The organism is Pedococcus soli (genome assembly GCF_054782575.1).
In genome coordinates, this window is the sequence record NZ_BAAGSF010000004.1 from 489464 (window position 1) to 503303 (window position 13840).

Sequence of the window (13840 nt, forward strand, 5' to 3'; positions counted from 1 at the left end):
GGTCAGGAGGCACCGAGCCGCTTGAGGGTGGCGAGCCGGCGCTCGTACTCCTGCTCGTCGATCTCGCCGGCGGCGTAGCGCTCGGCGAGCCGGGACTCACCTGCGCGCTGGCCGGCCAGGGCGTGCATGCGGCCGAACCTGCGTCGGCCGAAGAAGCCGAAGGTCGTGAAGACGGCGATGACGAACAGCAGCCACAGGATCGGGAAGATCGGCCACCACGGACCGGGGCCGTTCCAGTGGTCGTGGGCCGCGATCGCGGTGGTCGCTGGGGCGAGGAGGGAGTGCATGACGTGCTCCTTGGGTCGGGTCGGGCTGACGACTCGATCCTTCGCCGGTGGGCGGGCCCGCGAATCCTCCCGAGGTCGACACCTCGGCTGCGCCCCGGGAGGTATGCCGTGGGCGCCAGTCCCAGGGCGTCGGTCCCAGGGCGTCAATCCCCCGGGCATCAATCACGCGGGCGTCGGTCCCCCGGGGCGTCAGTCCGGCGGCGTCGCAGGACCGAACCAGGCCCGCAGTCGCCGGTGCAGCTCCTGCTGGTCGTCGCCGACCCACGCGACGTGGCCGTCGGGACGCAGCAGCACGCCGCGCACGTCCAGCTCGGCACTGGCGTCGACGACGTGGTCGACCCGGTCGGCCCACCCGTCGGCCTCGAGCCGTCCCTCCTGGTCGAGCAGGAGTCCCCTGCCCCGGTGCAGCCGGGCGTAGAGCCGGCCGTCGGAGAGCGCGACGTCCCGCAGCCGCCTCCCGACGAGGTCGGGGCCGTCGCCGAGGTCGTACCTGACGCCGGTCCCCGAGACCTTCTCGAGCAGGAACCGTCCCACGCCCTCGAAGTCCATCAGCTGGTTCAGCAGGGCGCGCACCGCCTGCGGGCCGGGTTCGGGGGAGATGAGCTCCGACAGGGCACGCGTGGTGGTGAGGACGTCGGCGGCCGCCGGACGTCGCTCGGACTCGTAGGTGTCCAGCAGCCCCGGGGGCGCCCAGCCCCGCACGTCTGCAGCGAGCTTCCAGCCGAGGTTGAAGGCGTCCTGGACTCCGAGGTTGAGGCCCTGTCCGCCCAGTGGCGGGTGGACGTGCGCGGCGTCCCCGGCGAGCAGGACCCGGCTCGAGCGGAAGCGGTCGGCCAGGCGGGTCGCGTCCGTGAAGCGGGACATCCACCGGGGCGAGTGGACCCCGAAGTCGGTGCCCGCGTAGGCCAGCAGCTGCGTCCGGAACTCCGCCAGGGTGGGCGGCGTGGTGCGGTCCTCGGCCACGGTGGCGGCAGGGACGACGCCTCGGAACAGGCCGCCACCGGCCGGCCCGATCCCGAACCCCCGATGGGTCCGGCGGACCTCGGCGACGATCGCGGCCAGCTCCTCGGGCGGTGTCGTCACCTCCAGCTCGGCGAGGAGCCACTCGGTCCTCGCGGCCTCACCGGGAAACCCGATGCCGAGCAGCCTCCGCACGAGGCTGCGCCCACCGTCGCACCCCACCAGCCAACGCGAACGGAGGCCGGTGCCGTCGGCGAGCTCGACCCGCACCCCTTCCTCGTCCTGCTCGACTCCCGTCACCTCGTGGCCGCGGCGGACGTCGGCCCCGAGCTCGACCGCCCGCTCGGCGAGGAGGCGGTCGGTCACCGGCTGCGGGATGCCCAGGACGTAGGCGTGGGCGCTGTCGAGGGGAACGGGCGATGGCGTGTCCGCCCCGGGGAACCGCCGCGCACCCTCGGGGTACTTCGTCCCCACCTCGAGGAACCGGTCGAGCAGGCCGCGCTGGTCCAGGATCTCGATGCTGCGCGGCTGCAGCCCCAGGGACCGGACCAGGGGACTGGGCTCCGCCTCCTTCTCCAGCACCACGACGTCGACGTCGTGGAGCCGCAGCTCGGCCGCCAGCACCATGCCGGTCGGCCCGCCTCCACAGATGATCACGTCAGTCACCCGAAACCCCTCTCCCGACGAGAACTGTTGCCCTGGAAGGCCTTCGCCGCCGTCACTCCTGCGACCAACCCGGTCGGACCAGGCCGCTCTCGTACGCCAGCACCACGAGCTGGGCGCGGTCGCGGACGTGGAGCTTGACCATGGCTCGACTGACGTGGGTCTTGGCGGTCGCCGGGCTCAGGAACAGCCGCGTGGCGATCTCGTCGTTGCTCAGCCCTTCCCCGACGAGGGCGACCACCTCACGCTCGCGGTCGGTGAGGGCGGCCAGGCGGTCGGCGGCGGGAGCGGCCGTCCCCCGGCTGCGCGTGGCGAACTCGCCGATCAGCCGTCGGGTCACCCCCGGGCTGAGGAGGGCGTCACCGGCCGCGACGGCCCTCACCCCGCGCAGGAGCTCGGCCGGCTCGGTGTCCTTGACGAGGAACCCGCTCGCACCGATCCGCACGGCTTCGAAGACGTACTCGTCGAGGTCGAACGTCGTGAGGATCACGACCCGGGTGCCCGACATGGTGGGGTCGTCGACGATCTGCCTGGTCGCCGCGAGGCCGTCGGTGCCGGGCATGCGGATGTCCATGAGCACGACGTCGGGGCCGGTCGACCGGACCAGCGCGACTGCCTCGGCGCCGTCGGCGGCCTCGCCCACGACCTCGAGGTCGTCCTCGGCGTCGAGCAGGGCCCGCAGGCCGGCGCGCAACAGGGCCTGGTCGTCGGCCAGCACCACCCGGATCACCCGCCACCCCCGACGGGGAGGCCGGCCTCGAGCCGCAGCCCGCCCAGCGGCGACGCCGCCACCGAGAACGTGCCGCCGAGGGCGGCCGCCCGTTCGTGCATGCCCCGCAGGCCGTTGCCCGGCACGAGGTCGGCGTGGCGACGACCACCGTCACCGTCGTCGTCGATGCGGACCGTGAGCACCTCGGCACCGTAGCCGAGGGTCACCGCGGCGTGGTGTGCACCGGCGTGCCGGACCACGTTCGTGATCGCCTCCTGGACGATGCGGTATGCCGCCAGCTCCACCGCCGCGGGCAGGGCACGGGCCTGTCCCTCAACGGTTTTCGACACGACAAGGCCGGCGTGAGCGCTGCGTTCGACGATGTCGTCGAGCGCTGCGAGCGTGGGCGCGGGCGCCAGGGGTGCCGGGCCGTCGTCGCGGAGGACGTCGATGAGGGACCGCAGCTCGGCCAGGGCCTCCTTGCTGGCGTCCTTGATGGCCCGCAGGGCCGGCTCGACGTTCTCGGGCCTGCGGTCGGCGAGGTGGAGCGCGACACTGGCCTGCACGTTGATGAGGGACATGTGGTGGGCCACGACGTCGTGCAGCTCCTGGGCGATGCGCAGTCGTTCCTCGCCGGCCTGGCGCCGGCGTCGCTCCTGCACCGCGGCCCGGAACGAGGCAGCCCGTTCGGCCCGCACCCGGACCACCTCGGCCACCGCCAGGATGACGAGGACCCAGCCGACGACCCCGAGCTGCGTCCCCCACGACCAGTGGTCGCGGTCGAGCCGGATCCGGCCGACGGCGTCCGCCAGCACCAGCGCCCCGGCTCCGGACCAGGCCGTGACGCGGTGCCCACGTGCGACCGCGAACACCAGCGCGAGCGCGAGGCTCGCGTACACGGGTCCGTACGGGTAGCCGGCCAACAGGAACAGCCCCGTGGTCGCCACCACCACCGCGCACACCAGTCGCGGCGCCCGGCGGCCGAACCACAGAGCGGCCGGACCCAGCACGAGCAGGCCCACCGCGAGGGCGTCGACGGGTCGCCGCGCCGGCTGGTTGTGGGCCGCACCCAGCGTGCCGCCGACCTGGACGAGCGCGAGGAGCACCAGACCCAGCATTCGCAGCGGTCGTGGTGGAGCTCCCGTCCACGGACCGGGCCGACGAACGGCCCGGTCCTCACGCTCGTGCATGCACCCCACAGTAGGAGCGCCGATCGGCTCGTGGCGTCCTGCACCGGGAGCAGCACGTCCTACGCCCGGTGGAGCAGCCGGTGCGCCGCGGAGCCCACCCCCCCCCGGGGCAGCACGTGGAGCGCCACGTCAGGCGCTACGCCGGGCGCTGCGTCGGGGGTTGTATCGGGACTACGTCACTGATCGCACTGTGCGATCAGTGACGTACTCCACCCGCTACCCCGGGAGGGTGGCGGGTGGGCGCCGACAGGAAACCCCCGGTCGCATGCTCCCGGGGGCTCCTGTTGGCGGTGGCGGTGGGAGCCGTCGCTCGTGCCTCGCTCCTCCCAAATCCCGCAGCGTCCAACACAAGACGAAGGACCCGACGGAAAGTGTGTCGGGTCCTTCGTCTTCTGGCGGTGGCGGTGGGATTTGAACCCACGGTGGGCTTTCACCCACACACGCTTTCGAGGCGTGCTCCTTAGGCCGCTCGGACACGCCACCGCGGAGCAGGTTACTAGAGCAGGTGACGCCCGGCGAAATCGCCCCGAACCGACGGGTCCGGGCGACCCGAGGAAGCCTCAGCCGGCGTAGGGGACGCGGGTCCAGCTGAGGGTCTGCGCGGCGCCGGGACGGTTGACGGTGACCTTGAGCCAGTCCTTGTTGTTGTCCGAGCCGTCGACGGTGATCCGCTCCAGCCCCGCGGCCGGGCGTTCGACGCCATACCGCTCCAACCACACCGAGCCCGGCGCGAGCGGGCGGTCGGAGTTGTAGATGTGGGAGTCGCCGTTGACGAGGTAGACCTCGCCGCGGAACCGGTTGGTCTCTTCGGCGAGCGCCTGGACGAGCGGCCGGAACGCCGAGATGTCGCTGGGCGTGGGCGTGTACGTCGGGTCGAACATGTCGGCCTGCTGCAGGACCATGACCGCACGGTCGTGCCGCTTCGACGCGTCGGCGAAGGTCCGGCGCAGCGACGCGATCGACGCCTTCATGCGGGCTTCCTGCTCGGCCACCTGCTCCGGGGTCGCCACGGTCTGGCCGATCCCGGTCCAGGGCTGTAGGTCGTTGTTGCTGCCCACGACGTGGAGCGTCGCGAACGAGACCCCGGCGCGGCGCAGCTGCACGTTCTCCGGGTATGCGGCGTTCGGCACCGAGACACGCGCCGGGGCTCCCAGCGTGGTCCCGGGGCGGTCGAAGAAGACTGACCGGTCGAAGGCCAGCCGCTCGAGCGGGTTGTAGGCACCGTTGTTCGCGCGGTGGCAGTCCGTCCACTCGTTGTCGCCCGGCGTGTAGACCAGCGGGTCGCTGAAGCGGTCGAACTGGGTGCGGATCATCCGGTAGTAGGCGTCGTCGCACCGGGTGGACCCGTTCTTGATGTCGCCGACGTGGAAGACGAGCCCGACCTGCGGGTCGGCGTTGATCTGGTCGATCCACGCGGGGAACCGGGCCACCTGGTCGGCCCCGTAGGGCACGTCGCCGATGACGGCAAAGGTCTCGTGGCCGGGCTTGCCGCGGCCGTGACCGCCGCCGCCGGGACCAGCGTCGTGCGCGAGGGCGGGTGCGGCACCGGCGATGCCGGCGGCGAGGAGGGTCAGGACGGCGACCCCGAGGAGGGGGCGGCGGGCGGTCGAGGGCATGGACGAGCTCCTGTCAGAGGGGACAGGAGAGTTCTTGCCGAGCCGGGTGAACACCGGCCCCCCGCTGGGGTGGCCAGCGGGTGAACGATCAGGCAGCCTCGGGCCGGCCCTCGGAACGGTGCCGACGAACCGCCCAGACGACGACCGCCACGAGCACGATCACGCCCACGATGATCGCAGCGCCCTTGCCCAGCCAGGCCTCCACCTTGTGGTACGACTCGCCGGCGAGGTAGCCCGCGGTGACCGCGGTCGCGCCCCAGGCGATCCCGCCGACGGCGTTCCACGGCAGGAACACGCGGTACTTCATGCCGCTGAGACCGGCCAGCGCCGGCATGACGGCCCGGAAGAACGCCGTCCACCGACCGAGGAAGACGGCCGAGCCACCCCGACGCTGGAGGAACTCCTGCGCCTTCTCGAGCTTGGCGCGTCGGCGGTCGAAGATCTTCGACCCCATCACCTTGGGCCCGAACAGCTTGCCGATCTCGTACCCGACGGAGTCGCCGACGATCGCGGCCACGACCACGATCGTCAACACCACCCACAACGAGGTGTGGCCGAGGCTGGCCGTGACCCCTCCGATGATGGCCAGCGTCTCGCCCGGGAGCACGAACCCGACGAAGAGCGCGTCCTCGGCGAACACCACGACGGCGACGAGCAGGTAGACCAGCCACGGCGGCGCTCCGAGCACCGTGTTCACCAAGCTGTTGACCAACCCGCTCATGATCCTGCTCCCTGCACTGGTTGGTCGCCGCCGAGGTGGCGGTCGTGCGCCGGTTGGCGTCGGTGTCCCTCGAAGAATGCCAACAGGACCTGAGAGCACTCTGATTCCCGGATCCCGCTGACGACCTCCACGCGGTGGGTGGCACGTCGGTCCCGGACGAGGTCCCAGACCGAGCCCGTTGCGCCGAGCTTGGGGTCCCAGGCGCCCAGCACCAGGCGCGTGATCCGCGCCAGCACGAGGGCTCCCGCACACATCGGGCACGGCTCGAGGGTGACGACGAGGGTGCAGCCGTCGAGGCGCCAGGACCCGAGTCGTCGGGCGGCGTCGCGCAGCGCGACGACCTCGGCGTGGGCCGTGGGGTCCTGCTCGACCTCGCGCAGGTTCCGGCCGACGCCGACGACCTCCCCGTCCGCAGAGACGACCACCGCTCCGACGGGGACGTCCCCGTCGCCCGCCGCCTCGGCGGCGAGCTCGAGCGCCCGGTCCATCCATGCGGCATACCGCGGGTCGGCGGCTGGTCCGCGGGTGGGGGTCACGCGCTAAGTTTCGCCTATGCGCGTCCACGTTGCCGATCACCCGCTCATCACCCACAAGCTGACCTACCTGCGCGACAAGCGCACGGACAGCCCCACGTTCCGGCGGCTGACCGAGGAGCTGGTGACGCTGCTGGCCTACGAGGCGACCCGCGACGTCCGCGTGGAGCCCTTCGACATCGAGACGCCCGTCGCACCGACGACCGGCATCAAGCTGTCCAACCCCAAGCCCCTCATCGTGCCGATCCTGCGTGCCGGGCTGGGCATGCTCGAGGGGATGGTGCGCCTCCTCCCGAGCGCGGAGGTGGGCTTCCTGGGCATGCAGCGCAACGAGGAGACGCTCGAGGCGATCACCTACGCGAACCGCCTCCCGGACGACCTTCGCGGACGCCAGTGCTACGTCGTCGACCCGATGCTGGCCACCGGCGGCACGCTGGCCGACGCCATCCGCTACCTCGCCGACCGCGGCGCCGACGACATCACGGCGGTCACGCTCCTCGCCGCCCCCGAAGGCATCAAGGCCGTCGAGGAGGCACTCGCCGACCTCGACATCCCGATCAACCTCGTCACCGGCGCGCTCGACGAGCGGCTCAACGACAAGGGGTACATCGTCCCCGGGCTCGGCGACGCGGGCGACCGGCTCTACGGCGTCGTCTGACGCCCCGCGCCTCCGGCGGATCCGTCGCCCCCGGCGCGCCTGTTCCGCTCCGACAGGGTGATCGGACACGATGGTCGCTGAGGTGTGCCCCGGTCGGGCCCGCCCCACCCCCCAGCCCAAGGAGACGACGATGAACCGCGTGAAGAAGATCCTGTTGTGGGTCCTCGTCGCGTTTGCCATCTACGCGATCATCACCTCGCCGGACCAGGCCGCGCAGATCGTCAAGACCTCGTGGTCGATCCTGGCTGACGGCGTCCGCAACATCGGCAACTTCTTCGACGCCCTGCTCGGTCGGCGGTAGCCCGCCCCATGGCCGCCCGCGAGCGCCGCCACGCCGAGCTCGACCGGTACCTGCTGGACGGTGAGCGGCTCGTCACCGCGGTCCACCAGCACTGGGGCAAGGTGGCCGAGCCCGTCGGCAGCGCTGCGGCCGGCCTCGTGGTGGCCCTCTGGGCCGACATCAAGATCGACCCCTCCATCGCGGTCGTCAGCACGATCCTGTGGTGGGTGTGGTTCGCCCTCGTCCTGCGGATGGCCTACCTCGTCGCCGAGTGGCGGCACGACTGGTTCGTGGCCACGGACAAGCGGCTGCTGCTGTTCTACGGGTTCATCACCCGCAAGGTCTCGATGATGCCGCTCGCGAAGGTCACCGACATGTCGTACGAGCGCTCGATCCCCGGCCGCATCCTCGGCTACGGCCGCTTCGTCATGGAGTCGGCCGGCCAGGACCAGGCCCTGCGCGAGGTCAACTGGGTGCCCCAGCCCGACCACCACTACCGGGCGATCTGCGCCGAGATCTTCGGCGTCACCGACCACGACAGCCAGGTCATCGACATGCGCTGGGAGAACGGCGTGGCCCCGGCGGCTCCGGTGCCGGATCCCTATGCGGGGTGGGACGATCCGAGTCACGGGACAGGACGCCCCGACTCGCTGTACCGCAGTCCGGACCTGCGTGAGCGCGACCGCAGCGCCGACACCGGGCCCATCCCGATCTACCCGCCGAAGGCCCCACGGCGCGACCCCTGGCTCGACGACGACTGACCCGCGCGGGGGCTGTCCGAACTGACCCGTTTCGGCACGGGTGGGCGTCATTGCGCACCCAGCGCTAGCGTGATCTGTCGTCCGGGCCGCTGCGGCGGCCGTGCAGTCGGCCGGAAGGTGACCCGCATGTCCGTGATGAGGACCAAGTCGATCGAGCAGTCGATCAAGGAGACAGACGATCCCGAGTTCCAGCTCAAGAAGAAGCTGACCGCCCTCGACCTCACCGTCTTCGGCATCGGCGTCATCATCGGCGCCGGCATCTTCACGCTCACCGGCAGGGCCGCCGCGCAGTACGCCGGGCCGTCCATCGCCCTGTCGTTCGTGCTCGCCGCGATCTGCTGCGGCCTCGCCGCGCTCTGCTACGCCGAGTTCGCCTCGACCGTCCCCGTGTCGGGGTCGGCCTACACGTTCTCGTACGCCTCGCTCGGTGAGCTGGTCGCCTGGATCATCGGCTGGGACCTGCTGCTGGAGCTGATGCTCGGCGCCAGCGTGGTCGCCCAGGGCTGGTCGCAGTACGCCACGCTCTTCCTCGAGAAGATCGGCTTCACCGTCCCTGCATCGGTGGCGCCCGGGTCGCACTTCGACCTCCCGGCGTTCCTGCTCATCGTCGCGCTGACCGCCCTGATCGCCATCGGCATCAAGGAGTCACTGCGGGTCAACCTCGTCCTCGTCGGCGTGAAGCTGTTCATCGTGCTGTTCGTCATCGTCGCCGGGATCGGGTTCATCAAGACGTCGAACTACACGCCGTTCATCCCGCCGGCCACGCCGGGCAAGGCCACAGAAGGTCTGGCCGCTCCCCTGATCCAGGTGCTGTTCGGGCTGCAGCCGACCACGTTCGGCATCCTCGGCATCGTGTCGGGTGCCTCGATCGTGTTCTTCGCCTACATCGGCTTCGACGTCGTCGCCACCACCGCCGAGGAGGCCAAGAACCCGCAGCGCGACCTGCCGATCGGCATCATCGCCTCGCTGGTCATCTGCACGATCCTCTACGTCGCCACGACGCTGGTCATCACCGGCATGGTCAAGTACGACAAGATCGACCCGAAGGCCGCCCTGGCCTCGGCCTTCGAGTCCGTCGGAAAACCCGGCTACGCCACGATGATCGCCGCCGGCGCCGTCGCCGGCCTGATGACCGTGGTCATGACGCTGATCATCGGCGCCACCCGCGTCACGTTCGCGATGTCCCGCGACTGGCTGCTGCCGAAGGGGCTCGGCCGCACCAACCCCAGGACCGGCACGCCCGTTCGGCTCACCCTGATCATCGGCACGCTCGTCGCGCTGATCGCCTCACTGACACCGATCGGCAAGCTCGAGGAGATGGTCAACATCGGCACGTTGTCGGCCTTCGCCCTCGTGTCCCTCGCGGTGCCGGTCCTGCGCAACCGTCGCCCCGACCTCAAGCGCGCGTTCACGGTGCCGTTCTCGCCGGTGCTGCCGGTGGTGGCCGCCCTGATCAGCATCTACCTCATGGTCAACCTGTCGGTGGAGACGTGGCTGAGGTTCCTCATCTGGATGGCGATCGGGTTCGTCATCTACTTCACCTACGGCATCCGCAACAGCCGCCTCGCCCGCCGCGGCGCGCAGGAGGAGGAGCCGGCCCGCACCTAGCGTCGCCCGCACCCGGACGAGGGGTGTGCCGTGTGGTCACCACGCGGCACACCCCTCCTGCGTGCCCGCCACGTGCCCTGGGTGGGCCCGCGACGTCATACTCGCCACATGAGGCTCGCCGTCGTGCTCGACTGCGCGGACGCACCCGCGCTGGTGCCGTTCTGGTCCGCTGCGCTCGGCTACACCCACGTCGCCTCGGTGCCCGGGTTCGAGGTGCTGGCGGCCGGTGACGAGCCCGGCTCCCCGACGTTCCTGCTCCAGCAGGTGGCCGAACCCAGGGTGGGCAAGAACCGCATGCACCTCGACGTGCACCCGCCGCTGGAGCTCGGCGTCCCGGCCCTGGTGGCCAGGCTCGAGGCGCTCGGCGGACGGCGCCTGGGCGAGCCGGTCACCGACCTCCTCGAGGACCTCGGCATCTGGTGGCAGACGATGGCCGACCCCGAGGGCAACGAGCTCGACGTCGTCGCCGACCCGGGCCACCCCCCAGTGGGGGCGTCCTAGAGGGCCTTGATGATGTCCTCGACGCGTTCCTTGGCGTCGCCGAAGAGCATCTGGCTGTTCTCCTTGAAGAACAACGGGTTCTGCACTCCGGCGTAGCCGGTCGCCATGGAGCGCTTGAACACGACGACGTTGCGCGCCTTCCACACCTCGAGGACCGGCATCCCGGCGATGGGGCTGCCGGGGTCCTCGGCGGCCGACGGGTTGACGGTGTCGTTGGCGCCGATGACGAGCACGACGTCGGTGTCGGAGAGGTCGCCGTTGATCTCGTCCATCTCCAGGACGATGTCGTAGGGGACCTTCGCCTCGGCGAGCAGCACGTTCATGTGCCCGGGCAGCCGTCCGGCGACCGGGTGGATGCCGAAGCGGACGTTGACGCCCTTCTTGCGCAGCTGCGAGGTGAGCTCGGCGACGGGGTACTGCGCCTGGGCGACCGCCATGCCGTAGCCCGGGGTGATGACGACGGTCGAGGCGTCACGCAGCAGCTCGGCGACATCCGCCGCGATGGTCTCGCGGTGCTCGCCGTAGTCCTTGTCGTCGCCGACCGACACCTCCTGGCCGAAGCCACCGGCGATGACCGAGAAGAACGAGCGGTTCATGGCCGTACACATGATGTAGGACAGGATCGCACCGGAGGAGCCGACGAGCGCGCCGGTGACGATGAGCAGGTCGTTGCCGAGCATGAACCCGGCGGCCGCGGCTGCCCAGCCCGAGTAGCTGTTGAGCATCGAGACGACGACCGGCATGTCGCCGCCACCGATCGATGCCACGAGGTGCCAGCCGAACGCCAGCGCGATGACGGTCATGACCAGCAGCGGGATGATCGAGTGCGACTGCACGAACCACACCAGCAGGCCGGCGGAGACGACCAGCGCGGCGAGGTTGAGCCAGTGGCGGGCGGGCAGCATCAGCGGCGAGGACTTGATCCGCGCGCTGAGCTTGAGGAACGCGACGATGGACCCCGTGAACGTCACGGCGCCGATGAACACCCCGAGGAACACCTCGACGCTGTGCACCGCGTCGGCGCCGTCGCCCTCGGTGAGGAACGAGTTGATGCCGACGAGCACCGCCGCCAGGCCGACGAACGAGTGCAGCATCGCCACGAGCTCGGGCATCTGAGTCATCTCGACGACCCGGGCCCGCCACAGGCCGACGGCCCCACCGACCGCCATCGCGACGGCGATGAGCAGGAAGGTCGTCAGCGGGTGCGCCGAGCGGTCGAGCACCCCCCACACGGTGGCGGCGAGGGCCAGCGCCATACCGGTCACGCCGAAGGCGTTGCCCTCCTTGGCGGACTCGTGCTTCGACAGGCCAGCCAGGGAGAGGACGAACAGGACCGCCGCGACGATGTAGGCCGCCTGGACGAGGTTGAGGGTCATCGTGGCCTCAGTCCTTCCGGAACATCTGGAGCATGCGACCGGTGACCGCGAACCCGCCGAAGATGTTGATGCTGGCGACCGTGATGGCCAGCAGCGCCAGCACCTTGACGACCGCGTCGTCGCTGTCGACCTGGAGCAGGCCGCCGACGAGGATGACGCCGCTGATCGCGTTGGTCTCGGCCATGAGCGGGGTGTGCAGGGCGTGCGCGACGTTGGAGATCACGTAGAACCCGACGATGACCGCGAGCGCGAAGACCGTGAAGTGGCCGAGGAAGTCCGACGGCGAGCCACCTGCGACGAGAGCGAACAGCACAGCGGCCAGGGCCATGAGCACGTACTTGCGGCGGGGGTCACGCGGCTTCGGCTCTGGCTTGGGCGCCACCGGGGCGGCAGCGGCCGCGGGCGGCGCCGCACTGACCTGGACCGGCGGTGGGGGCCACAGGGTCTGGCCGTCGCGGCAGACCGTCATCCCCCGCTGCACGACGTCCTCGAGGTCGAGGACGACCCGGCCGTCCTTGCCCGGGGTGAGCAGCTTGAGCAGGTTGACGAGGTTGGTGCCGAAGAGCTGGCTGGCCTGCGTCGGCAACCGACCGGGCAGGTCGGTGTAGCCGATGATGCGCACACCGTTGGCCGTGGTGACGAGCTGGTCGGCGACCGAGCCGGCGACGTTGCCACCACTGGCCGCTGCCATGTCGACCACGACCGAGCCGGGCTTCATCGAGGCGACCATCTCCTCGGTGAGCAGCCGCGGAGCGGGGCGGCCGGGGATCAGGGCGGTGGTGATGACGATGTCGACGTCCTTGGCCTGCTCGGCGTACAGCGCGGCGGCCTTGGCGTTGAAGTCCTCGCCCATCTCCTTGGCGTACCCGGTGGCCGACGGCCCCTCGTCCTCGACGTCGATGCGCAGGAACTGCGCGCCCATCGACTCGACCTGCTCCCCCACCTCGGCCCGGGCGTCGAACGCGCGGACGATCGCGCCGAGGCTGCTGGCCGTGCCGATCGCGGCGAGCCCGGCGACGCCGGCACCGACGACCAGGACCTTGGCGGGCGGGACCTTGCCCGCCGCGGTGACCTGGCCGGTGAACAGGCTGCCGAACTCGTGCGCCGCCTCGATCACCGCGCGGTAGCCGCCGATGTTCGCCATCGAGGAGAGCACGTCGAGGGACTGGGCGCGGGAGATGCGGGGCACGGCGTCCATGGCGAGCGCGGTCACCCCGGCCGCCGTGAGGCGGGAGACGAGCGAGGGGTTGAGCGCCGGCGAGACGAGCGAGGCGAGGAGCGAGCCCGGGCGAAGGAGCGCGATCTCGGCGTCGTCCGGGGCGTTCACCTTGAGGACGAGGTCGCTCGCCCAGGCCTGCGCGCCGTCCACGACGGTGGCGCCGGCCGCGGCATACGCCTCGTCGGAGAAGGACGCGAGGGACCCCGCGCCGCGCTCGATGACGACGTCGTAACCGAGGCCGAGGAGCTGCCCCACGGTCTTGGGCGTCGCGGCGACCCGGGTCTCCCCCGGCTTGGACTCTGCTGGCACACCGATCAGCACTGCTGCTCCCGTCATTGGGCTCGCGTGGTCGCCAACCTAGAGGGAAACCCGCAGCCGTGGGGTGAAGCTGTGAGCACGGTCGCGCCCGCCGTCCACAGCGTGGACGACGGGCGCGCAGGAGCCGGGGACCGACTGGCTCAGAAGAGCAGGCCGGTCACGATGAGGGCCATCAGGGCGATCAGGGTGATGGCGCCGAGGAACAGGCCGCCACCGATGTCGCGCTGCGACTCCTCGTAGGGACGGTCGCTGTGCAGGTAGTCGTTCGGGTAGGTGCTGGGGTGCCGGCGGCGGTCGTGGGAGACACGCTCACGCGGACTGCGCTCGGCGCGGTGGGCGCCGTGGACGCGGGTGGTGTTGGTGGTCAAGGAACTCACCTCCTTCGTGGTTACGCTACGTATCGTATCGTAACTCTCCGAGCTCTCGCCACTTGGCCCCGG

At 71.0% G+C, this 13840-nt stretch carries 15 protein-coding genes and 1 tRNA gene; 5 read left to right on the forward strand and 11 right to left on the reverse strand.

The features are described from left to right. Positions 1-2: 2 nt before the first annotated feature. The 8 genes from ACYVKF_RS08350 to ACYVKF_RS08385 all read right to left on the reverse strand — a co-directional run bounded on the left by ACYVKF_RS08350 (position 3) and on the right by ACYVKF_RS08385 (position 6634). The gene (locus ACYVKF_RS08350; protein ID WP_056915863.1) at positions 3-287 is read right to left on the reverse strand and encodes an SHOCT domain-containing protein; all 285 of its coding nucleotides are present in this window, start codon (positions 285-287) and stop codon (positions 3-5) included. Positions 288-476: 189 nt separating this feature from the next. Further along, positions 477-1913 carry a rifampin monooxygenase gene (rox, locus tag ACYVKF_RS08355; protein ID WP_460966115.1) on the reverse strand — a complete coding sequence of 479 codons (1437 nt, stop codon included), beginning with the start codon at positions 1911-1913 and terminating at the stop codon, positions 477-479. Positions 1914-1965: 52 nt separating this feature from the next. Next, complete coding sequence (locus ACYVKF_RS08360; protein ID WP_460966116.1) at positions 1966-2640, reverse strand: response regulator transcription factor; 675 nt, start codon at positions 2638-2640, stop codon at positions 1966-1968. Beyond that, positions 2637-3809, reverse strand: coding sequence for a sensor histidine kinase (locus ACYVKF_RS08365; protein ID WP_460966117.1), 1173 nt, complete (start codon positions 3807-3809; stop codon positions 2637-2639). The genes ACYVKF_RS08360 and ACYVKF_RS08365 overlap by 4 nt, the downstream gene beginning before the upstream one ends. Before the next feature lie 393 nt (positions 3810-4202). Beyond that, a tRNA-Ser gene (locus tag ACYVKF_RS08370) sits at positions 4203-4292 on the reverse strand. A 77-nt stretch (positions 4293-4369) separates the two neighbouring features. Beyond that, on the reverse strand, positions 4370-5425 hold the full coding sequence (locus ACYVKF_RS08375) for a metallophosphoesterase (protein ID WP_460966118.1): 1056 nt from the start codon (positions 5423-5425) through the stop codon (positions 4370-4372). A gap of 88 nt (positions 5426-5513) precedes the next feature. Then, a complete protein-coding gene (locus ACYVKF_RS08380; RefSeq protein WP_056915868.1) occupies positions 5514-6146 on the reverse strand; it encodes a DedA family protein in 633 nt (210 codons plus the stop codon). Beyond that, positions 6143-6634: a nucleoside deaminase gene (locus tag ACYVKF_RS08385; protein WP_056920435.1), complete on the reverse strand. Its 492-nt coding sequence runs from the start codon at positions 6632-6634 to the stop codon at positions 6143-6145. The genes ACYVKF_RS08380 and ACYVKF_RS08385 overlap by 4 nt, the downstream gene beginning before the upstream one ends. A gap of 64 nt (positions 6635-6698) precedes the next feature. On the opposite strand from ACYVKF_RS08385, the gene upp reads away from it, so the two are divergent. The 5 genes from upp to ACYVKF_RS08410 all read left to right on the forward strand — a co-directional run bounded on the left by upp (position 6699) and on the right by ACYVKF_RS08410 (position 10487). Further along, entirely contained in the window at positions 6699-7337 is a 639-nt protein-coding gene (gene upp / locus ACYVKF_RS08390; RefSeq protein WP_056915869.1) for a uracil phosphoribosyltransferase, read from the forward strand. 130 nt (positions 7338-7467) lie between these two features. Beyond that, positions 7468-7638, forward strand: a complete 171-nt coding sequence (locus tag ACYVKF_RS08395; RefSeq protein ID WP_164488417.1) for a hypothetical protein — start codon at positions 7468-7470, stop codon at positions 7636-7638. A gap of 8 nt (positions 7639-7646) precedes the next feature. Then, on the forward strand, positions 7647-8378 hold the full coding sequence (locus ACYVKF_RS08400) for a PH domain-containing protein (protein WP_056920232.1): 732 nt from the start codon (positions 7647-7649) through the stop codon (positions 8376-8378). Positions 8379-8504: 126 nt separating this feature from the next. Next, on the forward strand, positions 8505-9986 hold the full coding sequence (locus ACYVKF_RS08405; RefSeq protein WP_056915871.1) for an amino acid permease: 1482 nt from the start codon (positions 8505-8507) through the stop codon (positions 9984-9986). 108 nt (positions 9987-10094) lie between these two features. Further along, on the forward strand, positions 10095-10487 hold the full coding sequence (locus ACYVKF_RS08410; protein ID WP_460966119.1) for a VOC family protein: 393 nt from the start codon (positions 10095-10097) through the stop codon (positions 10485-10487). On the opposite strand, the gene pntB is transcribed toward ACYVKF_RS08410, so the two are convergent. The 3 genes from pntB to ACYVKF_RS08425 form a co-directional block, all read right to left on the reverse strand. Continuing rightward, positions 10484-11863: a Re/Si-specific NAD(P)(+) transhydrogenase subunit beta gene (gene pntB, locus ACYVKF_RS08415; RefSeq protein WP_460966120.1), complete on the reverse strand. Its 1380-nt coding sequence runs from the start codon at positions 11861-11863 to the stop codon at positions 10484-10486. The two genes, ACYVKF_RS08410 and pntB, sit on opposite strands and share 4 nt — an antisense overlap. A gap of 7 nt (positions 11864-11870) precedes the next feature. Next, the gene (locus tag ACYVKF_RS08420; RefSeq protein WP_460966121.1) at positions 11871-13418 is read right to left on the reverse strand and encodes a Re/Si-specific NAD(P)(+) transhydrogenase subunit alpha; all 1548 of its coding nucleotides are present in this window, start codon (positions 13416-13418) and stop codon (positions 11871-11873) included. A 122-nt stretch (positions 13419-13540) separates the two neighbouring features. After that, entirely contained in the window at positions 13541-13768 is a 228-nt protein-coding gene (locus ACYVKF_RS08425) for a hypothetical protein (protein ID WP_056915875.1), read from the reverse strand. Between the last annotated feature and the right edge of the window lie 72 nt (positions 13769-13840).